21 protein-coding genes and 1 riboswitch are annotated in these 20,246 nt (G+C 73.4%); of the genes, 13 read left to right on the top strand and 8 right to left on the bottom strand.

Going from position 1 to position 20,246, the window contains the following annotated elements; genetic code table 11:
- Nucleotides 1-2 precede the first annotated feature (2 nt).
- From FH610_RS12635 to alc, 6 genes are read left to right on the top strand one after another with little or no spacing between them, the layout of a single operon-like run.
- Nucleotides 3-875, top strand: a complete 873-nt coding sequence (locus FH610_RS12635) for an FAD binding domain-containing protein (protein ID WP_139574498.1) — start codon at nt 3-5, stop codon at nt 873-875.
- The gene (locus FH610_RS12630) at nt 872-1,399 is read left to right on the top strand and encodes a (2Fe-2S)-binding protein (protein WP_139574497.1); all 528 of its coding nucleotides are present in this window, start codon (nt 872-874) and stop codon (nt 1,397-1,399) included. The genes FH610_RS12635 and FH610_RS12630 overlap by 4 nt, the downstream gene beginning before the upstream one ends.
- A 54-nt stretch (nt 1,400-1,453) precedes the next feature.
- A complete protein-coding gene (locus FH610_RS12625) occupies nt 1,454-2,818 on the top strand; it encodes an 8-oxoguanine deaminase (protein WP_240808918.1) in 1,365 nt (454 codons plus the stop codon).
- Between the two features lie 43 nt (nt 2,819-2,861).
- Nucleotides 2,862-4,016, top strand: coding sequence for a glycerate kinase (locus FH610_RS12620; RefSeq protein ID WP_205825719.1), 1,155 nt, complete (start codon nt 2,862-2,864; stop codon nt 4,014-4,016).
- 10 nt (nt 4,017-4,026) lie between these two features.
- Nucleotides 4,027-5,340 carry an allantoinase AllB gene (gene allB / locus FH610_RS12615; RefSeq protein ID WP_139574494.1) on the top strand — a complete coding sequence of 438 codons (1,314 nt, stop codon included), beginning with the start codon at nt 4,027-4,029 and terminating at the stop codon, nt 5,338-5,340.
- On the top strand, nt 5,337-6,302 hold the full coding sequence (alc, locus tag FH610_RS12610; protein ID WP_139574493.1) for an allantoicase: 966 nt from the start codon (nt 5,337-5,339) through the stop codon (nt 6,300-6,302). The genes allB and alc overlap by 4 nt, the downstream gene beginning before the upstream one ends.
- A 155-nt stretch (nt 6,303-6,457) precedes the next feature.
- On the opposite strand, the gene FH610_RS12605 is transcribed toward alc, so the two are convergent.
- The 5 genes from FH610_RS12605 to thiO all read right to left on the bottom strand — a co-directional run bounded on the left by FH610_RS12605 (nt 6,458) and on the right by thiO (nt 11,744).
- Nucleotides 6,458-7,207 (bottom strand): NUDIX hydrolase, encoded by a 750-nt coding sequence (locus FH610_RS12605; RefSeq protein ID WP_205825718.1) that lies wholly within the window; start codon nt 7,205-7,207, stop codon nt 6,458-6,460.
- Nucleotides 7,208-7,406: 199 nt separating this feature from the next.
- On the bottom strand, nt 7,407-9,410 hold the full coding sequence (pknB, locus tag FH610_RS12600; RefSeq protein ID WP_139574492.1) for a Stk1 family PASTA domain-containing Ser/Thr kinase: 2,004 nt from the start codon (nt 9,408-9,410) through the stop codon (nt 7,407-7,409).
- A gap of 209 nt (nt 9,411-9,619) precedes the next feature.
- Nucleotides 9,620-10,384 carry a thiazole synthase gene (locus FH610_RS12595; RefSeq protein WP_139574491.1) on the bottom strand — a complete coding sequence of 255 codons (765 nt, stop codon included), beginning with the start codon at nt 10,382-10,384 and terminating at the stop codon, nt 9,620-9,622.
- A gap of 2 nt (nt 10,385-10,386) precedes the next feature.
- Nucleotides 10,387-10,587 (bottom strand): sulfur carrier protein ThiS, encoded by a 201-nt coding sequence (gene thiS / locus FH610_RS12590; RefSeq protein ID WP_139574490.1) that lies wholly within the window; start codon nt 10,585-10,587, stop codon nt 10,387-10,389.
- Nucleotides 10,584-11,744 carry a glycine oxidase ThiO gene (gene thiO / locus FH610_RS12585; protein WP_240808917.1) on the bottom strand — a complete coding sequence of 387 codons (1,161 nt, stop codon included), beginning with the start codon at nt 11,742-11,744 and terminating at the stop codon, nt 10,584-10,586. The genes thiS and thiO overlap by 4 nt, the downstream gene beginning before the upstream one ends.
- Nucleotides 11,733-11,843: riboswitch (TPP riboswitch) on the bottom strand. Its footprint overlaps the gene before it by 12 nt.
- A 110-nt stretch (nt 11,844-11,953) precedes the next feature.
- Between thiO and FH610_RS12580 the strand changes: the two genes are divergently transcribed.
- From FH610_RS12580 to thiE, 4 genes are all read left to right on the top strand, one after another.
- Nucleotides 11,954-12,496 carry a dihydrofolate reductase family protein gene (locus tag FH610_RS12580; RefSeq protein WP_139574489.1) on the top strand — a complete coding sequence of 181 codons (543 nt, stop codon included), beginning with the start codon at nt 11,954-11,956 and terminating at the stop codon, nt 12,494-12,496.
- Between the two features lie 111 nt (nt 12,497-12,607).
- On the top strand, nt 12,608-13,786 hold the full coding sequence (locus FH610_RS12575; RefSeq protein ID WP_139574488.1) for an NAD(P)/FAD-dependent oxidoreductase: 1,179 nt from the start codon (nt 12,608-12,610) through the stop codon (nt 13,784-13,786).
- Between the two features lie 43 nt (nt 13,787-13,829).
- Nucleotides 13,830-14,204 (top strand): Rv2175c family DNA-binding protein, encoded by a 375-nt coding sequence (locus tag FH610_RS12570; RefSeq protein ID WP_139574487.1) that lies wholly within the window; start codon nt 13,830-13,832, stop codon nt 14,202-14,204.
- A gap of 28 nt (nt 14,205-14,232) precedes the next feature.
- Complete coding sequence (gene thiE, locus FH610_RS12565) at nt 14,233-14,886, top strand: thiamine phosphate synthase (protein ID WP_420813683.1); 654 nt, start codon at nt 14,233-14,235, stop codon at nt 14,884-14,886.
- 152 nt (nt 14,887-15,038) lie between these two features.
- Here thiE and FH610_RS12560 read toward each other — a convergent pair whose 3' ends face one another.
- The gene (locus tag FH610_RS12560) at nt 15,039-16,106 is read right to left on the bottom strand and encodes a polyprenyl synthetase family protein (RefSeq protein WP_139574486.1); all 1,068 of its coding nucleotides are present in this window, start codon (nt 16,104-16,106) and stop codon (nt 15,039-15,041) included.
- Between the two features lie 140 nt (nt 16,107-16,246).
- On the opposite strand from FH610_RS12560, the gene metF reads away from it, so the two are divergent.
- The gene (metF, locus tag FH610_RS12555) at nt 16,247-17,176 is read left to right on the top strand and encodes a methylenetetrahydrofolate reductase [NAD(P)H] (RefSeq protein ID WP_139574485.1); all 930 of its coding nucleotides are present in this window, start codon (nt 16,247-16,249) and stop codon (nt 17,174-17,176) included.
- Between the two features lie 14 nt (nt 17,177-17,190).
- Here metF and FH610_RS12550 read toward each other — a convergent pair whose 3' ends face one another.
- Together FH610_RS12550 and FH610_RS12545 are read right to left on the bottom strand one after the other, a co-directional pair.
- Nucleotides 17,191-17,760 (bottom strand): GNAT family N-acetyltransferase, encoded by a 570-nt coding sequence (locus tag FH610_RS12550; protein WP_139574484.1) that lies wholly within the window; start codon nt 17,758-17,760, stop codon nt 17,191-17,193.
- Nucleotides 17,761-17,804: 44 nt separating this feature from the next.
- A complete protein-coding gene (locus tag FH610_RS12545; protein WP_139574483.1) occupies nt 17,805-18,281 on the bottom strand; it encodes a YbaK/EbsC family protein in 477 nt (158 codons plus the stop codon).
- Nucleotides 18,282-18,407: 126 nt separating this feature from the next.
- Between FH610_RS12545 and FH610_RS12540 the strand changes: the two genes are divergently transcribed.
- A complete protein-coding gene (locus FH610_RS12540; RefSeq protein WP_240808916.1) occupies nt 18,408-19,277 on the top strand; it encodes a L,D-transpeptidase family protein in 870 nt (289 codons plus the stop codon).
- A 405-nt stretch (nt 19,278-19,682) separates the two neighbouring features.
- Nucleotides 19,683-20,120 carry an SAV_6107 family HEPN domain-containing protein gene (locus FH610_RS12535; protein WP_076432068.1) on the top strand — a complete coding sequence of 146 codons (438 nt, stop codon included), beginning with the start codon at nt 19,683-19,685 and terminating at the stop codon, nt 20,118-20,120.
- Nucleotides 20,121-20,246: the final 126 nt, after the last annotated feature.

Here is a 20,246-nt window from a genome sequence, read left to right as displayed (position 1 = left end):
CGATGGACTTCCTGCGACCGCTGACCTGGGTGGACGCCCTGACGCTGAAGGCCGAGCGGCCCGAGGCCACACCGATCCAGGGCGGCACCGACGTCATGGTGGAGATCAACCTCGACAAGGGCCGCCCGGCCGCCCTGCTCGACCTCACCCCGATCGCCGAGCTCCGGGAGTGGTCGCGGGAGGGCGGCGAGATCCGCGTGGGCGCGGGCGTGACCTACTCCCGGCTGATCGCCGAGCTCGGGGCCGAACTTCCCGGCCTGGCCCAGGCGTCCCGCACGGTCGGCTCGCCGCAGATCCGCAACCGGGGCACGGTCGCGGGCAACCTCGGCGCGGCCTCGCCCGCGGGCGACAGCCACCCGCCGCTGCTGGCCTGCGGCGCGGTCGTGGAGGCCGAGTCGGTGCGCGGCACCCGGCTGATCCCGATCGGGGAGTTCTACACCGGCGTGAAGCGCAACGCGCTCGCACCCGACGAGCTGATCCGCGCCGTGCGCGTCCCGGCCGCCGCAGGACCGCAGTACTTCTCCAAGATCGGCACCAGGAACGCCATGGTGATCGCGGTGTGCTCGTTCGCGGTCGCGCTGGACCCGTCCGTGCGCCGGGTGGGCACCGGCATCGGCTCGGCCGCGCCGACCCCGCGCCACGCCCCCCGGGCCGAGGACTTCGCGGCAGGGGCACTGGACTGGGACGGCCGCGGCCCGCTCGATCCCGGTGCGGCGCGCCGCTTCGGCGAACTCGTGGCCGCCTCCGCCGCGCCGATCGACGACGTGCGGGGCCGCGCCGCCTACCGCACGCACGCGCTGGCCGTGATGGCGCGCCGCGCGCTCGGCTGGGCATGGGACGACTTCAGAGCCGGCGACCGCAGGGGGAGCGCATGAGGGTGAACCTCACGGTGAACGGCCGCCCGATGACGGCCGACGACGTGTGGGAGGGCGAGAGCCTGCTGTACGTCCTGCGCGAGCGGCTCGGCCTGCCGGGCGCCAAGAACGCCTGCGAGCAGGGCGAATGCGGCTCCTGCACGGTCTATCTCGACGACACCCCGGTCTGCGCGTGCCTGGTCGCCGCCGGTCAGGCGGAGGGACGCGAGGTGGTGACGGTCGAGGGCCTGGCGGCCTCCGGCGGCGGGCTGGACGGTGAACTCGGCGGCGGGCTGAACAGCGGACCGAACAGCGGACTGAACGACGTGCAGCGCGCGTTCGTGGACGCGGGGGCCGTGCAGTGCGGCTTCTGCACGCCCGGTCTCGTCGTCCAGGCCCACGCGCTGCTCACGGGCGCCGACGGCGTGCCGCCGGACGCCGACATCCGGGAGGCCCTGGCCGGCAACCTGTGCCGCTGCACCGGATACGAGAAGATCCTCGACGCGGTGCGCCTGGCCGCCGCCCGCCGCGCGGGGACGGCCTAGGTCCCGCCCATGACGAAACCACGATCCCGCCATCGTCCGCCTCCGGGGGTCCCGTTGCCCGAAAGCCCGCGTCCGGTCGTCATCGAGAACGCCTACGTCGTCCCCGTCGCCGGGGAGGAGAGCGCGTCCGGCCACGTCGTCGTGGAGGACGGTCTGATCACGGCGGTCGGCCCCGGCCCGGCGCCGCGCGTGCCGGAGGGGGCGGAACGCGTCGACGGCTCCGGCTGCCTGGCCACTCCCGGCCTGGTCAACACCCACCACCACCTCTACCAGTGGGCGTCCCAGGGGGTGACACCGGACGGCACGCTGTTCGAGTGGCTGGTGGCCAGCTACCGGCTGTGGGCCCGGATGGACGCCGAGGTGGTGTCGGGCGCCGCGACGGCGGGGCTGGCCTGGCTGGCCCTGTCGGGCTGCACGACCTCGACCGACCACCACTACGTCTTCCCCAAGGGCAGGGGAGACCTCTTCGAGGCGGAGATCGAGGCCGCGCGGCGGGTCGGGCTGCGTTTCCATCCCTGCCGGGGGTCGATGGACCGGGGCGCCTCGCGCGGTGGCCTGCCGCCGGACGAGGTCGTGGAGGAGGTCGACGAGATCCTCCAGGCCACCGACGACGCGATCCGGAAATATCATGATCCGTCGTTCGGGTCGATGCTGCGCGTCGCGGTCGCCCCCTGCTCGCCGTTCTCGGTCAGCGGCGAACTCATGACCCGTTCGGCCGACCTCGCCCGCGCCCACGGCGTACGGCTGCACACGCACGTGGCGGAGACGGCCGACGAGGACGAGCACTGCAGGGAGCAGTTCGGCGTGCTGCCCGTCGAGTATCTCGACCGGCTCGGCTGGCTGGGCCCCGACGTGTGGCTGGCCCACTGCGTCCACCTGACCGACAAGGACGTGCGGCGCTTCGCCGAGACCGGCACGGGCACGGCCCACTGCCCGTCGTCCAACGGCCGTCTCGGGGCGGGCATCGCCCGGATCTCCGACCTGCTGGCCGCGGGCGCGCCGGTCGGGCTCGGCGTCGACGGCGCGGCCTCCAGCGAGATGACCCCGCTGGCCGGGGAGATCCGCATGGCCGTGCTCACGCAGCGGGCCCGTTACGGCCCGCGCGCGCTGACCGCCCGCCAGGCCCTGGAGATGGCCACGCTCGGCGGCGCCCGCTGCCTCGGCCGGGAGACCGAGATCGGCTCACTGGAGCCCGGCAAGCTCGCCGACGTGGCGCTGTGGCGGCTCGGCGGCTTCCACGCCGCTATCGACGATCCCGTGGTCGCCTTCGCGTACGGCGCGACCCCGCCGCTCGCCCGGCTGCTCGTGGGCGGCCGGACCGTCGTGGACGACGGCGAACTGCGCACGGTCTCGGGAGAGGAGGCCGCGCGGGCCGGGGCCGACGCCCATCGCCGGCTGACCACCATGGATCATGTCTGAGGCGTTCCCGGACACGATCGAAGGGCCACAGGTGAGCCAGACCATGACAGGACACGTCGTCATCGCACCGGACAAGTTCCGAGGGTCGCTCACCTCGCCCGAGGTGGCCGCGCACGTGGCCGCCGGGTTGGGGAACGTCCCGGTCGTCGAGCTGCCGGTGGCCGACGGGGGCGACGGCACCGTGGACGCGGTCGTGGCGAGCGGGTTCACCCGGGTCGAGACGGAGGTGACCGGGCCGGCCGGCGATCCGGTCACCGCGAGCTACGCCGTGCGGAACGAGCCCGGCGCACGGGTGGCCGTGATCGAACTGGCCGAGGCCTCGGGCCTGCGCCGGTTGCCGGGCGACCCGGTGCCGCTGACCGCCACCAGCCGAGGCACGGGTGAGCTGATCGCCCACGCCGTACGGCACGGCGCGACGCGGATCGTGCTCGGCCTCGGCGGCAGCGCCTGCACCGACGGCGGCGCCGGGATGGCCCAGGCCCTCGGCGTGCGGCTGCTCGACGCGGCCGGCGACGACCTGCCGCCGGGCGGCGCCGCGCTGCGCGACCTGCACGCCGTCGACGCCTCCGGCCGCCTGAGCGGGTTCGAGGTGATCGTGGCGAGCGACGTGGACAACCCGCTGCTCGGGCCGTACGGCGCGGCGGCGGTGTACGGCCCGCAGAAGGGCGCGAGCCCGCAGGACGTGGCCGTGCTGGAGGCCGGGCTGGCCCGGCTGGCGGCCGTCGCCGCGCACACCCACGGCCTGGCCGGCGCCGCCGAGCACGACGGCGTCGTGCGTGCGATGGGCGTGGCCGGGCGGCCGGGGGCGGGCGCCGCCGGCGGGGTGGGCTTCGGCGCGCTGACGTTCCTCGACGCCGAGATCCGCCCCGGCATCGGCTATCTGCTGGATCTGGTGGAGTTCGACCGCCACGTGGAGGGCGCCCAGCTGGTGATCACGGGCGAGGGCTCGATCGACGAGCAGACCCTGCGTGGCAAGACGCCGGTCGGCGTCGCGGCGGCCGCGGCCAAGCACGGCGTGCCGGTCGTGGCCGTCTGCGGGCGGCGCACCGTCGGCGACGAGGAGCTGCGGGCGGCCGGCATCGAGGCGGCGTACGCGCTGACCGACGTCGAGCCCGACGTGCGGCGGTGCATGGCCGAGGCCGGGCCGCTGCTTGAGCGGCTGGCGGCGCGGATCGCCGCCGGACATCTCACGACATGAGGAGTGGCGCGTGGGGGAACCGTACGACCTGGTGGTGAGGTCCCGGCGGACCGTGACCCCGGAGGGGGAGCGCCCGCTCGCGGTCGCCGTGCGCGGCGGCGTGATCGCGGCCCTGTGTCCCTACGACGAGCCGCCGGCGGCGGAGGAGTCCGCCGACCTCGGCGACCTGCCGCTGCTGCCCGGGCTTGTCGACTCCCACGTGCACGTCAACGAGCCCGGCCGCACCCACTGGGAGGGCTTCGCGACCGCCACCAGAGCGGCGGCGGCCGGGGGCGTGACCACGATCGTGGACATGCCGCTCAACTCGCTGCCCCCGACCGTGGACGTGGCGGCGCTGGAGGTCAAGCGGAAGGCCGCCGAGGGCCGGTGCCACGTCGACACGGGCTTTTGGGGCGGCGCGATCCCCGGCAACCTCGCCGATCTGCGGCCCCTGCACGAGGCCGGGGTGATGGGTGTCAAGTGCTTCCTGTCCCCGTCCGGGGTGGACGAGTTCCCCTCGCTCGACCGCGACGGGCTGCGGGCCGCGCTGGCGGAGGTGGCGGCCTTCGACGGCCTGCTGATCGCGCACGCCGAGGACCCCGGGCTGTTGTCCGACCCCGGCGGCCCCGCGTACGACGACTTCCTGCGGTCACGCCCGCAGGAGGCCGAGCGCCGGGCCGTCGAGCAGGTGATCGCCCTCGCGGCGGAGACGGGCGCGCGGGCGCACATCGTGCACGTGTCGGCCGCCGCCTGCGTCGAACCGCTGCGCGCGGCGCGGGCGGCGGGGGTGCGCGTCACCGCCGAGACCTGCCCGCACTACCTGACCCTGGCGGCCGAGCAGGTCACCGGGCCCGCCTACAAGTGCTGCCCGCCGATCCGGGAGGCCGCCAACCGCGACGCGCTGTGGCAGGCGCTCGCCGACGGCGTGCTCATGGGGATCGTCTCCGACCACTCCCCGTCGACGCCCGACCTCAAGGTGCCCGACTTCGCCGCCGCCTGGGGCGGCATCTCCTCGCTCCAGGTCGGCCTGCCCGCCGTGTGGACCGCGGCCCGCGCCCGCGGGCACGGCCTGGCCGACGTGGCCCGCTGGATGGCCGAGGGACCGGCCCGCCTGGCCGGCCTGCCCCACAAGGGGGCGATCCGGGAGGGCGACGACGCGGACCTCGTCGCCTTCGACCCCGACGCCGAGTTCACGGTGGACGTCGCGACGCTCCACCACCGCAACCCGGTGTCTCCCTACCATGGCGCGCGGCTGGCGGGCGTGGTGCACACCACCTGGTTGCGCGGCACGCCGGTCGACTTCGCCAGGCCGCGTGGCCGGCTGCTGACGAGGGGAGCCCGATGACCGGCTTCACCCGCCTGCCCGATCTCGCCCTGCGCACGTACGGCGGGTCGGTCGTGGCCGCCAACGACGAGTCGTTCGCCGAGCGGGAGGCCCTGATCAGGCCGGGACCGGCCGAGTTCCGGCCGCACACCTTCGGGGCCAAGGGCCAGGTCTACGACGGCTGGGAGACCCGGCGGCGGCGCGAGCCCGGCCACGACTGGGCGATCGTGCGGCTCGGCCTGCCGGGGATCATCAGGGGTGTGGTCGTGGACACCGCGTGGTTCCGCGGCAACTACCCGCCGTACGCGTCGGTCGAGGCGTGCGCGGCCGAGGGCTGTCCCGCGCCGGACGAGCTGGACGGCTGGGTGGAGGTCGTGCCGAAGAGCCCGCTGAAGGGCGACGCGGTCCACGAGTTCGTCGTGACCGATCCCCGCCGCTTCACCCATGTGCGGCTGAACATCTTCCCCGACGGCGGCGTCGCGCGGCTGCGGGTCCACGGGCGGGTCGTGCCCGACCCGGCGTTCCTGGAGGGCCTGACGGTCGACCTCGCCGCGCTGGAGAACGGCGGCCTGGTGACCGCGTGCTCCGACGCGTTCTACTCCTCGCCGAACAATGTCCTCGCGCCCGGCCTGGCCCGCAACCAGGCCGAGGGCTGGGAGACCGCCCGCCGTCGCGGCGGCGGCAACGACTGGCTCGTCGTCGCCCTGGCCGGGCCCGGCCGGGTGGCCGTCGCCGAGATCGACACGACCAATCTGGTGTTCAACGCTCCCGGCTGGGCGTCGCTGAAGGGCGTGGACGCGGACCGGGCGCCGCTGGAGGACGAGGACGCCTGGTTCCCGCTGCTGCCCAGGACGCGCCTGCAGCCCGACACCCGCCACCGCTTCCGCCTCGACGACGGCCGCCGGATCACCCACGCCCGGCTCGACATCTACCCCGACGGCGGCCTCGCCCGTCTCCGCCTCCTCGGCACCCTCACCCCCTAGTCCCCGCCCTGACGGCGGGCTCATCCGTCTCGCTTCGTCACCGGAGCCGCTTGACGCTCCTGTCTGGGCACCGCGCCGCCGGGCGGTGCCCGTGAGCACGGCGGTGGCCGCGAACGGGATTCGGTAAGGCTTCCGAATTCGGGTGTTCGGGACGATCACGACCGCTGCGCCGCGTACCGGCGGACGACCGGTTCCAGGTGGTCGACGTGGGGCCCGCTGAGACGCGCGAGTTCGGCGGGGGAGTGGACAAGGGCGATCCGGTCCAGCTCCGGGTCGCGACCCAGAGCCGTCTCCGACTCCACGAGATCCGCGAATCGTTCGCGCAGGAACGACGCGGGCCGGGGCGGAGCGAGGAACAGGACACCGGCGCTTCCGTCCTCACCCCGGGTGACCAGCCACAGGGTCAGATCACCGGGCGCCGTGTCGACACCGATCTCCTCGGCCAGTTCCCGCGTGGCATGCCGGCGCAGCGCGGCCGTGTCGAGGAGCCCGCCGTCCTCGGGAGGCTCGGCGGAACCGCCCGGAAGTTGCCAGCGGCCCGGAGCGGCAGTCCACGGCGACATCCGCACCACCAGGAGGCGCCCGTCGTCCGACGGCTGCACGACGCTGACGAAGAGGGACGGCAGCCACACTGTGGCGCCCGGGACACGGCGCAGGGCATGGAGCCGGTAGGTCGTCCGTGCCCAGGTGATGACCAGGCCGTCCGGATCATCCCGTGCCAGCCCCGCGCACGACACGGCCGGTCCGTCGAAGAGGGTCGGATTGGCCCGCACCGCCTCATCCCACGCGCGGTTCACGGCCGCCTGCTCTTCGGGCGGGATCCGCGGCGCGGCGGCTTCGACGAGGCGGAGCCGGCGAGTCTCCAGGAGTTCGACGACGGAAGGTTCTGGCAGAGCGTCGCTCACCGGCTCATGTTCGCACGTACACCCCCCGGCCGGCTGTGACTCGTACGGCACAGGGGGCGCGTCCCGGCACGGCTCGTGTCTCCGCTCCGCCCTCGGCGACGCGTACGGTCAGGCGCCGCCGGCCGGCCGCGCGGCTCCGCGCCGGGAAGCGGCCTCGGACAACCGTGCGACCGGGCCGTACGCGACCGGATACCCGGCGTCAGTGCCAGATGGTGATGGCGGTGCCCGCGGGCTGCTGGCCGAGCGGGTTCTCGCCGATCACACGCTGGGTGCCCACGCCCGCCAGCTTGCGGACGTTCACCTTGAAGCCGGCCGCCTTCAGCTCGTTCACCGCGTCCTTCACGAACTTGAACCGTACGTCGGGCACGTTGACGACGGCGGGCGGGTTCTGGGTGGGGTCGGCGGGGTTGTTCTCCCACGGCCAGTGGAAGCCTTGGTCCGGCCCGCGTGACACGGTCAGGTGCACGATCGCCCCGGACACCACCTCGGCGCCTCCGGGAGGGTCCTGCGCGATCACGGTGCCCGGCGGGGCGTCGTCGGCGGTCTCGTCGATCTGGACGTTGAAGCCCTTCTCACGCAGGAACTTCTCCGCCTGGTCGCGCATCATCTGCGTGACGTCCGGCATCAGCAGTCCGGCGCTGACGACGAAGTTGACCGTGCTGCCCTTCTTGACGCGCTTGCCCACCGGCGGGTTGGTACGGATGACCTGGTCACGGGGGACGGTGTCGCTCGCGCTCTTGCTCACCCGCCCGGGAGTCAGTCCGGCCTCGGCGATCTTCGCCCGGGCGTCCGTCAGGCTGTACCTCTCGACCACCGGCACGGGGACGGTCTCCGGACCTGCCGACGGGATGAGGGTGAGCACCGAGCCCTTGACCACCTCGGCGCCCAGTCCCGGCTCGGTGTCGAGAACGATGTCCTTCGGCACCTTGTCGTCGAACCGCGCCTTGCCGATCCGGACCTCGAAACCGGCCTGCTGCGCCACCTGCCTGGCGGCCGTGACGGGCTTGTTCACCAGGTCGGGGACCTTCGTGTAGCGGCCCTGGGAGAACCACCAGCCGGTGAAGGCGACGCCCGCGAGCATGACGAGGGCCAGCGCGGCGACGAACCAGACGGGCCTGATCCTGCGTCCCCTGCGCCGCTCCGCCTCGGCCGGGCCGGTCAGCAGTTCCGAGCGCGGCTGGATCATCGTGTGCCCGTGCGGTGACCCGGGCTCCGCGAGCGCGTGCTGCGCGGTGCCGAACGACGAGGCCCCGCCGGCCGGCGGGGTGGTCCGGTGCGCGCCCGTCCGTATGCCGCTGTGGGCGCCGGTGTCCGGGGCCCCGTGCGGGGCGGCGTGCGCACCGGTGTGCCCGGTCTTCGGCAGCGTACGGTGGACCTCGACGGCGGCGACGAGCATGGCGGTCGCGTCCGCCGGGCGCCCGGCGGGGTCCTTGTCGGTGGCCGCGGCGACGAGCGCGTCGATCGGCGGCGGCAGTTCGGGCACGATCGAGGACGGCGCGGGGACGGTCTCGTGCACGTGCCGGTAGGCGATCGACATCGGCGTCTCGCCCGCGTACGGCTGCCGCCCGGTGAGCAGCTCGAACAGCATGATCCCGGCGGCGTACACGTCGCTGCGGGCGTCGGCCGTGCCGGTCGTGACCTGCTCGGGCGACATGTAGCCGATCGTGCCGATCATCATGCCGGTCTTGGTCTGGTTGGTCGCCTCGATCGCGCGGGCCAGGCCGAAGTCCACGACCTTCACCCGGCCGTCGTCGGCGAGCAGCACGTTCTCGGGCTTGACGTCGCGGTGGATGAGCCCGGCCTGGTGGGCCGCGCCGAGGGCGGCGAGCACCGGGATGACCATCTCCAGGGCCTCGCGGGCCGGGAGGCGGCCGCGCCGGCGCAGGACGTCGCGCAGCGTCCGCCCCGGGACGTACTCCATCGACAGGTAGACGTGCGCCCCGTCGGTGCCCTGGTCGAAGACCTGCACGATGTTGGGGTGCGAGAGGCTGGCCACCGACTTGGCCTCGCCGATGAACCGCCGCACGAACTGCGGGTCCTCGGCCAGCGAGCGGTGCATCACCTTGACGGCGACCGTGCGGTCGAGCCGGACGTCCAGAGCCAGATAGACAGAGGCCATGCCACCCCGGGCGATCCGGGACTCGACGCGGTAGCGCCCGTCGAGCAACTGCCCCACGAGCGGGTCGGTTAGCGTCGTGTCCACTCGCCAGAGTTTACGGGTGATTTGCCGCCCGGCGTGTTCCCGAATCCCAAACCGAGACCTATTCGGCCGCCTCTCCTGCCATCCGAAAAGCCGCGCCGATTCCGAAAACCGGGCTTACCAGACGTGAGATCGCCCGCCTTTGCCCGCCCGCGCGGACGTCCCGGGACGGGCGGGCGAGGGGAGGACGGCTGGTCGCGGCGACGGCGGGTTCAGGACGGGCGGGCGGGCGAGGACGCCTCGGCGTAGCGGCGGCGTGGGATGCGCCCGGCGAGGCGGGCCAGCCGCCCGGCCGTGACCGCCTGCCGCATGGCCGCGGCCATCAGACCGGGCCGGTGCGCCCGGGTCACGGCGCTGGCCAGCAGCACGGCGTCGCAGCCCAGCTCCATCGCCAGCGCGGCGTCGCTGGCCGTGCCGATGCCGGCGTCGAGGATCACCGGCACCGTGGCGGCCTCGACGATCAGCTCGATGCTGTGCGGGTTGCGGATGCCCAGCCCGGAGCCGATCGGGGCGCCGAGAGGCATCACGGCGGCGCACCCGGCGTCCTGGAGCCTGCGGGCCAGCGCCGGGTCGTCCCCGATGTACGGCAGCACCACGAAACCGTCGGCGACCAGCCGCTCGGCGGCGTCGAAGGTCTCGATCGGGTCGGGCAGCAGGGTCCGCTCGTCCGCGATGACCTCCAGCTTGACCCAGTCGGTCTCCAGCGCCTCGCGGGCCAGGCGTGCGGTCAGCACCGCCTCCCCGGCGGTGAAGCACCCCGCCGTGTTCGGCAGCACCTTGATGCCGCGGGCGCGCAGCAGGTCGAGCACCGAACCGCGGGACTCCGGGTCGAGCCTGCGCATCGCGACGGTCGTCAGCTCGGTGCCGGACGCCTCCAGCGCCTGGTCGAGCACCTCCAGCGACGGCGCGCCGCCTGTGCCCATGATGAGCCGCGAGGTGAACTTCTCCCCGCCCAGCACGAGGACGTCGTCGGTCATGCTCACCCTCCCTGCACGGCCGTGAGCACCTCGACGCCGTCGCCGTCGGCGACCTGGGTGGAGTCCCAGGCGCTCCGGCTCACGACTTCGCCGTTCAGCGCCACCGCGACCCCGGACGTGAGGGGCGTGAGGGTCCGTACGGCGTCGCCGATCGTGGCGCCGTCCGGCAGCTCGGCCGCGCCTCCGTTGATCGTGACTTTCATTGGCTGAATCTCCCTGGATCGCAGAACCGGGCGACCGGGGGCACCTCGTCGCCGGTGAGGAACGCGGCGACGGCGTCGGCGGTGATCGGGGACAGCAGCACCCCGTTGCGTCCGTGCCCGGTCGCCGCGAGCACGCCGGGCGGCCCGGCCGGGCCGATGAGCGGCAGGTTGTCGGGCGTGCCCGGGCGGAAGCCGGTCGTCGTCTCGGCCAGTTCGAGCTCCGTGATGCCGGGCACCAGTTCGCGGGCGTCGCGCAGCAGCTCGTACACGCCTCCTGCGGTGACCCGCGCGTCGAACCCCATCTCCTGGGTCGTGGCGCCCAAGGTGATCTCTCCGTCGCCCCGGGGGACCAGGTAGGCGGGGGCGCCGTGCACCAGCCCCCTGACGCACCGGGTGAGGAAGCCCCGGGGCCCGCGCAGCCGGAGGATCTCGCCCTTGACCGGGCGTACCGGCAGGCCGGGCAGCAGGGACGCCGACCACGACCCGGCCGCCACGACGACCTGACCGGCCGCGACGGCGCCGCCGGACTCCAGCCGTACGCACGGAGCGCCGGGCCCCTGGGCGTCGATCCCGGCGACGCGCTCGGTCACCAGCGTGCCGCCCGCCTTCTCGAACGCCGCGAGGAGGGCGCGCACGACCCTGCGGGGGTTGACCCACGCGTCGTCGCGGGCCAGCAGCCCACCGCGTACGGAGGGGGAGAGCATCGGCTCGAAGGAGCGGCACTCGCGCCCGGTGAGCCGCTCGACCCGCAGGCCGAGCGTCCGCTCGAAGGCCGCGAGGTCGTCGAGGACGGCCATGTCGTCCGCGCCGCGGGCGACCTCAAGCGTGCCCTCGGTCCGGTAGTCGAGGTCGTCGCCGGTCTCGTCCTCCAGCTCCGCCCGGAACGCCGGCCAGGCCGCCAGCGACGCGAGGCCGAGCCGCAGCAGCGGCTCCTCCGTGTAGGTCACCTCGCTGACCGGCGCGAGCATCCCCGCCGACGCGTGAGTGGCGCCGCCTCCTGGCGCGGGGTCGACCACCGCCACCGACAGGCCCCGCCGCGCGGTGCGCCAGGCCGCGGCCAGGCCCTCCACCCCGCCGCCCACGATCACGACGTCGTAGCCGGACTGCGCGCCGGACTGCACGCCGGACTGGGCGCCGGATGGCGGTGTGCGGGACACAGCGCTCCCTTCGCCGGCATTACCCGGATCAGGTCGGGGCGGTCGAGAGCCTCACGCTCTCCTCTCAGCCCGATCCGCCGGGCTCCCGCGCGTCTTACGCCCACAAGGGTAGTACGCCGCCCATAACGGCCGATCGCCGGATCGGCGGGTCCGGGGCCGTACGCGGGCGCATGATGGCGCGACGTGGATCGACCCGACGGAGGTACCCCATGGCCACGATGCTGTATTCGGCCACCATGTCCCTGGACGGCTTCATCGCCGGGCCGGGCGGCGACATGTCCTGGCTGACCGAACATCTCGGGCCCAACCCGACCGTGGACGCGCTCGTCGGCGACATCGGCGCGCTGCTCGTCGGTAACCGCACCTTCCGCGGTGACGACCCCTACCGGGACACCCCCCAGGAGGGCGAGCCGTTCGGCGGCGGGTGGAGCGGGCCGCAGTTCGTGCTCACCCACGATGTCCCGGCCGCGCCGGTGCCCGGCGTGACCTTCGTGACGGACTTCGGCGCCGCCGTCGCGGCGGCCAAGTCGGCCGCGGGGGACAAGTACGTCAACGTGCTCGGCGCGGACGTCGCCGCGCAGTGCCTCGACGCGGGCCTGCTCGACGAGATCCTCGTGTGCGTGGCGCCGGTCATGCTCGGCGACGGCGTCCGGCTGTTCTCCCACCCCGGCGGCGACCGGGTCCGGCTCGAACGGATCGGCCTCACGCACGTGCCGCACGCCACGAACATCTGGATGCGCGTGGTGCGGTGAGGACCCGGTGTCCTTCACAACGTGGGCCCCCGCGGAAGTGCGCGTCAATTGCCCAACTCGTTATGGGGGCCCCGTTGGCCAGGGCCCCCGTTGACAATCTATGGTCAAGCTGTGGATCACGTCGTGGTGGTGGGTGCCGGCCTTGCCGGCGTGCGAAGCATCGAGGCGTTGAGGGCCGGTGGATTCACCGGCCGCATCACGCTCATCGGCGAGGAACACCATCGCCCCTATGACCGGCCGCCGCTGTCGAAGGCGGTGCTGCTCGGAGAGACCGACTCCACCGTGGTCGACTCCGATCTCGACGCCCTCGACGTGCGGCTGTGCCTCGGCACGGCGGCCAAGGGCCTGCGCGACGGCGTGCTGGAGACGACCGAGGGCGAGCTGGAGTACGACGGCCTGGTCATCGCCACCGGCGCCACGCCGATCCGCCTGCGCGGAGAGGGCCGCCAGCACGTGCTGCGCACGATCGAGGACGCGCTCGCGCTGCGCGAGCGGCTGGTCCCAGGCGCCCGCGTGGCCGTCGTCGGGGCCGGCTGGATCGGCGCCGAGGTCGCCACGGCGGCGGCCAAGGCGGGGTGCGCGGTGACCGTGGTGGAGGCGGGGGAGAGTCCGCTCGCCGTGGCGCTCGGGCCCGCCGTGGGCAGCCACACCACCGACTGGTACGCGCGGGCGGGCGTTGAGCTGCGCCTCGGCGCGATGGTCGGCACCGTGGACCCCGACGGTCTCACGCTCATGTCCGGCGCCCGGGTGCCGGCCGACGTGGTCGTCACCGGTGTCGGGGTGCGCCCGGCCGTCGACTGGCTGAAGGGGTCGGCGGTCCGGCTCGACGACGGGGTGGTGGTCGACGAGCACCTGCGCACGTCGCTGCCCAACGTGGTCGCGGTGGGCGACTGCGCGAACTGGTGGTCGCGCAGGTTCCGCACCCGGCTGCGGGTCGAGCACTGGGACACCGCGCTCCAGGCCCCCGACACCGCCGCCGCCACCCTGCTGGGCGAGGAGGCGGTCTACGACCCCGTGCCGTACTTCTGGTCCGAGCAGTTCGGTCACATGGTGCAGTTCGCCGGTCACCGGGAGGCCGGCGACCGCATGGTGCTGCGCGGCGACCCGCGCAGGGACGCGAAGTGGTCGGTGTGCTGGCTGACGGCGGACGACAGGCTCGCCGCGGTGCTCACCGTCGACCGGCCGCGCGACGTGGTGCAGGGCCGCAAGATCATCGAGAGTGGCCGGCGGCTCGATCCCCTGCGGGTGGCGGATGCGGCCGTGGCGCTCCGCGACTGCATTATGGCCTAATCGAGGTGTTTCCCGGCAGCTCGCCTGTGGTAATGGTGGACCCGTGACGCTTACTGTTGCGCAGATCGACCGGGAGACCGACCAGCTCGTAGGGGAGTGGCTCCCCCTCTCGGATGCCGCCAAGAAGCTGGCACTCAGCATCGGCCGTGCCAAGCAACTCCTCAAGGACAAGAAGCTCGTCGGCGTCCGGCGGGGCGGCGGCGAGCCGCAGATCCCGGCGGTGTTCATCGCGGACGGCGAGGTGCTCAAGGGCCTGCCCGGCACGCTCACGGTCCTGTCCGACGCCGGGTACGACGAGGTGGAGTCGATCCGGTGGCTGTTCACCCCGGACGACTCGCTACCGGGGTCCCCGATCGACGCGATCGTGAAGGGCCGGCACACCGAGGTCAAGCGCAGGGCCCAGGCCCTGGGCTTCTGACCCCGCCGCCGCGTGGCATTGTGGTCGGGTGAACGACATCCGGCGACAGCGGCTCGCGCAGGCCAGGCTCTACCTCTGCACTGACGGCAGGAGGGACCGCGGCGACCTGGAGAAGTTCCTCGACGCGGTCCTGTCCGGCGGCGTGGACATCGTCCAGCTCAGGGAGAAGGGCCTGGAGGCGCGCGAGGAGCTGGACCTGCTGGAGGTCTTCCGCGCGGCCTGCGACAGGCACGGCGCGCTGCTGGCGGTCAACGACCGGGCGGATGTGGCCTACGCCGCCCGGCCCGACATCCTGCACCTCGGCCAGGACGACCTCCCGGTCCCGGTGGCCCGGGAGATCCTCGGTCCCGATGTGCTGATCGGCAGGTCCACGCACTCGGCGGCCGAGGCGTCGGCCGCGGCCGTGGAGCCGGGGGTGGACTACTTCTGCTGCGGGCCGATCTGGCCCACGCCCACCAAGCCCGGCCGTCCGGCGCCCGGCCCCGCGCTGCTGGAGCACGCCGCGCGCCTGGGCGCCGACCGGCCGTGGTTCGGCATCGGCGGCATCGACCTGGGCAACCTCGACGAGGTGATCGCGCACGGCGTGCGCCGCGCCGTGGTCGTCCGGGCCGTCACCGAGGCCGACGATCCGGGCGCGGTCGCCGCCGCGCTCAAGGCCCGGCTGTCCGCCGTCCCGCTCTGAGCGGAACGCCTTCTCCGGGCCCGTCCCGTCGCCCGCGACGCGGCCCGGTGGCAGGCGTCGGCCCGGTGGTGCCTGCCCAGTGGTGCCTGCTCAGGGCTGCCTGCTCGGTGCTGCTTACTCAGTGCGGCCGCCGGTCCTGCCGACGCGTCGCGTCAGGTGCGGCGGGACGTGGCGGCCACGGCCAGGGCGGCCAGTGCCGTGCGGGCCTCCTCCTCGATCGGCGCCTGGTCGAGGGCGTGCAGCGCGTCGTCGAGGTAGCGCTTGATCATGCCTTCGCACGCGGCCAGCGCGCCGGTCTCCTCGATCACCGTACGCAGCCGCCCGACCCCCTCGGCGTCCAGCCCGGGGTCGCCGAGCAGGGCCCGTACGACCGCCGTCTGCGCGGGGGTGGCCGAGGCGAGCGCACGCGCGATCAGGACGGTCCGCTTGCCCTCGCGAAGGTCGTCTCCGGCGGGCTTGCCGGTCTCCGCCGGGTCGCCGAACACGCCGAGGATGTCGTCGCGGAGCTGGAAGGCGATGCCCACCTGCTGGCCGTACTGCACGCAGAGCCGGTCGATCCAGGCGTGCGGGGCCCGGGCGGCGAGGACGAGCCCGAGCCTGAGCGGCTGCTCGACCGAGTATTTGCCGCTCTTGTACAGCGCCACCCGCAGCGCGCTGTCGAACGTGCTCTCGCCCTGCGCCTGTTCGAGGAGGTCGAGGTACTGCCCGCACATCAGCTCGGTGAGCATGTAATCGTGCAGCGGCTGAGCGGCGGCGATGGCCTCGGGCGCCAGGCCGCTGGTGCGCCACATCTCCCCGGACCACACCAGCAGCAGGTTGCCCAGCAGCACGGCCGTTCCCTCGCCGAACTGCCGCCCGGAGCCGTGCCAGCCCGCTTCTGCGTGCATCCGTTCGAACCGGCGGTGCGCCGACGGCATGCCCCGGCGCACGTCGCTCGCGTCCATGACGTCGTCGTGGATGAGCGCGCTGGCCTGCAGGAGTTCCAGCGAGGCGGCGGCGAAGTGCAGTCCCGGGTCGTCGCCTCCCCCGGCGGCGCGCCAACCCCAGTGACAGAAGGCGGGGCGCAGCCTTTTGCCGCCCGCTAGGAAGTCCTCCGCGGCGGACAGCAGGGTGGCCAGATGAGGGTCACCGAAGTGTGGTCGCTGCCGGTCGAGGAACTCCCGGAGTGCGCGGTCCACCTCCGTACGGATGGAATCGAGCGAGGCGGCGGAAGCGGTCATGCTCAGAGACTAACCGGGGTTGATCCGGGCACCCAGCAGCAGATCCCCTCCAAGTGGGCCAACTCACTCTGATAGGGCAAATGTCCACATAGCAAGACCGCGGGGGCCGTGAAAACCGCCATCGCTGTACTCTTGCCGGTATGGCTCTCGGTCTGCCCTCGCGGCTTCCTGATCGCGTCCCGACGGTCCGCGAACTGCTGGCCGCGGGCGAGCGCTCGTTCTCGTTCGAGTTCCTCCCGCCGAAGACCGACGAGGGGGAGCGCCAGCTGTGGAGGGCGATCCGCGAGCTGGAAGGGCTGCGGCCGACGTTCGTCTCCGTGACCTACGGCGCCGGCGGCTCGACCCGGGACCGCACGGTGGACATCGTCGAGCGGCTGGCGCACGAGACGACGCTGACCCCCGTCGCCCACTTCACCGCGGTCGACCACTCGATCCGCGAGCTGCGCCACCTCGTCGGCAGGTTCGCGGACGCGGGCGTGCGCAACATCCTCGCCGTGCGCGGCGACCCGCGCGGCGGCAACCCCCTGGACGAGTGGGTCAAGCACCCGGAGGGCGTCCTGTACGCCGAGGAGCTGGTGCGGCTGATCCGCCAGGCGGGCGACTTCTGCGTGGGGGTGGCCGCCTTCCCGTACAAGCACCCCAGGTCGGCGACCATCGAGTCGGACACCAAATATTTCGTGCAGAAGTGCCGGGCCGGCGCGGACTACGCGATCACCCAGATGTTCTTCCGGGCGGAGGACTATCTGCGGCTGCGTGACCGCGTGGCGGCCCAGGGGTGCGACACCCCGATCATCCCCGGCATCATGCCCGTGACGCAGATGAGCACGATCGCCCGGTCGGAGCAGCTGTCCGGTGCGCCGTTCCCGCCGGAGGTGGCCGAGCGGTTCGAGGCCGTCGCCGACGACCCGGCCGCGGTCCGCCGCCTCGGCATCGAGCACGCCGTCGAGCTGTGCCAGAAGCTTCTCGACGAGGGCGCGCCCGGCATCCACTTCATCACCTTCAACCGGTCGAGCGCGACCCGCGAGGTGTTCCAGGCGCTGCACAGCGTGCCCGCCGCCGTGGCCGGCTGAGCCGGCCGGTCCCGTCAGCCTTCGCGGGCCCCGGGCTCGGGCAGCGGCAGGCGCACCCCGGCGATGACGTACTCCTCGTAACCGCCCGGGAAGACGAACCGGGTCATCAGGTCGGCGAACCCGACGTCCCGGTAGAGGTGCCGGGCCACGGTGGGGGCGTCGTGCGTCGACAGCACGGCCGTGCGCTCCGGGCGGCCCTCGCACAGCGTGTGGATCAGCCGCCGGCCGATTCCCCGGCCCTGATACTCGGGGCGCACGTGGATCTCGGCGATCTCCAGGGCGTCGCCGAACCAGGCGTTCGCCACCACCGGCCCGGCCCGGTCCTGCAGCGCCCCGCGTACGACGTCGTGCCACCATTGCCCCTGGCCGCCGTGGAAGCCGTACGCGAAGCCGGCGATGCCGGAGGCCTGCGTGTCCTCCGCGAGCACACAGTCGAAGTCGGGATAGGTGGCGTGGTTGCGCATGATCGCCAAGCGGCCCGCGAGCTGGTCCGACGGCGGGCGCATGGCGACCGTGTAGATCTCCAGCACGGTGTCCAGCACCGCCCTGAACTCGTCGGGCCCCACCCGTCGCAGTTGGATCACTCGTCGCACACTAGCAAAACGACGCCGGGCCGGTCCGGCAGGCGTCACTCCACCTCGGCGGCCGTGCCCCCGGTGATACGCAGCAGCTCGTCGTAGGACGTGGGGAAGACGGTGTGGGGGTGCCCCGCGGCGGCCCACACGACGTCGTGCTTGCCCAGCCAGGTGTCCACCAGCGTCCGTACGGGCGCGGGGTGCCCGACCGGGGCGACGCCGCCGATGGGCTGCCCGGTGTGCTCGCGGACGAACTCCGGCGTGGCCCGCCGCACCTTCGCCGCGCCCACGAGCCGCGCGATCAGATCGGTGTTCACGCGGTGGGCGCCGCTGGTCAGCACCAGCAGCGGCGCGCCGTCCGCGTCGAAGATCAGGCTGTTGGCGATCGCGCCGACCTCGCAGCCCAGCTGGGCCGCCGCCGCGGCGGCCGTCGGGGCGGCCTCGTCGAGCACGACGACCTCGCCCGTCACCGCGTGGGCCCGCAGGGCCTCCTGAACCCGGACGACGTTCGGATGCAACTTTTCTGCCACCCGGTCACTCTAAACGGATTGCCAGGACATACGCGGCCGATTATGGCCACTTACGATCACGCGGCTCACAATCGGACCGTAAGGTGAGTCCTTTGATCGAGAAACGGGTTTATGAGGGGGTTGGTCATGATGAGGGGTCGACGGCGACTGCTCGTCGCGGTGGGGGCGGCGACGTTCGCGGCTGCCTTCGCGGCGACCGGCGTGAGCGGCACGGCGCAGGCGCGCACCGCCGTGCCGGCGGGGACCGTCACGGCGGGGACCGCGCTCCCGGCGCTTCAGGCGTCCTCGGCGCTCCCCGCGTTCCCGGTGCGAAGCGCCGTTCCCGCCCGCGCCGCCGGTTACCCGCCGTTCACCGCCCCGGGCAAGACGCTCAAGCTCGGCGCCAAGGGCTCCGCCGTGAAGGAGCTGCAGGCCCGGCTCAAGGAACTCGGGTACGTGCCCGGCAGCGTCGACGGCCGGTACGGCGGGGCCACGCTGACGGCGGTCTGGGCGTTCCAGAAGGTGCAGGGGATCACGCCGACCAGCACGGTCGCGGCCCGCACCTGGAGGGCGCTGGAGAACCCCCGGCTGCCCAAGGTCCTGGTGCCCAGGGGCAAGGCGACCCGCGTCGAGGTGAACCTGACCAAGCAGGTGATGGTTCTGTATCGGGGCGGCGCGCCGGTTCTGATCAGCCACATCTCCAGCGGCAGCGGCATCCCCTACACCGAGTACGCCACCTGGAACGGCAAGCGGCAGCGGTTCTCCGGCAGCGCCCGCACGCCGACCGGCGACTACGCGACCACCTGGCGGGCCAAGGGCTGGCACCGGTCCTACCTCGGCCAGCTCTACAACCCCATCTTCTTCAACGGCGGCATCGCGCTCCACGGCGCGCTGTCGGTGCCGCTCTACCCGGCGTCGCACGGCTGCGTGCGGCTGCCCATGAACGTGGCCGAGATCCTGCCCGGCATGCTCGGCAAGGGTGTCCCTGTGCACGTCAGGGGCGCTTTCAGGCGCTAGCGCCATCCCCGGAGGGGCCTCGCGCGAGGTGGTCGCGCGGGGCCCCTCCGCCGTCTGCGGCCCGTGTTTCGAACGTGGTCCTCGAACACATATTCGTTGACAGCCTTGACAGAGGACATGATCGAATCTATGTTCGATGGAGTGGGCGTGGGACTCGCGGCTCGCGCCCACCCCGTTGGATTCGTGCCTTCGTCGTCGGCGGAGACGGATGCGGCACGGCCCGCGGCGTGGGCCGGACGGGGAGAGGGGAAGCTCCTCGTCCGGCCGCCCACGGGAGCCTGAGAAAGCGTCGGGCGATCTCGAGCGGTTCACGGGATCTCCCGGCCGGCGGAATTGTCGGTGCGATCTGCGACTGTGAAGTCACCGACGGCTTTCGCCGGAGTGCCACGACTCAAGGAGGCGGGCATGACTGAGCAGAACGACGATCAGAAGAGCGGGCCCCGGCTCTCGCAGGCGGTTCTGGCACACCTCGCGGACGCCAGGGCGTGCCTCGCGGACGCCACCGTCGGGCCCACCCCCGCGGACCGCTACGTGTCGGCCCACCTGGCGGCCCTCCGTGCGGCCGCCGGGATCCTCGCGGCCCGTCCGCGGCCGATGGACGGCCGCAGGCGGCGGCTGCGCAGCGCCTGGGAGCTGCTGCCGGAGGCCGAGCCCAAGCTCGCGGACTGGGCGGCCTACTTCGCGGTGAGCGCGACCAAGCGCGCGGCGGCCGAGGCCGGCATGGTCCGAGCCGTCACGCAGAACGACGCAGAGGAGATCATAGCGGAGGCGGACAGGTTCGTCGGCGAGGTCGAGTCGATCCTCGGCCTGCCCGGCCGTCCCACTCTGCCCATGGCCGGCTGACCTCCGTCTCCGCCCATGGCCCCGCTCGCCCGTCCGGCACGGCCCAGGCGCCCACTGGGCCCGCGCCAAGGTCGGCCAGGAGCCGGGGCACCCACGGTGATGCCGGGAACGAGGCGCACGCCGGGG

It is taken from the genome of Microbispora catharanthi (assembly GCF_006334915.2).
In the GTDB taxonomy this organism is placed as follows: domain Bacteria; phylum Actinomycetota; class Actinomycetes; order Streptosporangiales; family Streptosporangiaceae; genus Microbispora; species Microbispora catharanthi.
This window is presented reverse-complemented; position numbering and strand designations above follow the sequence as displayed.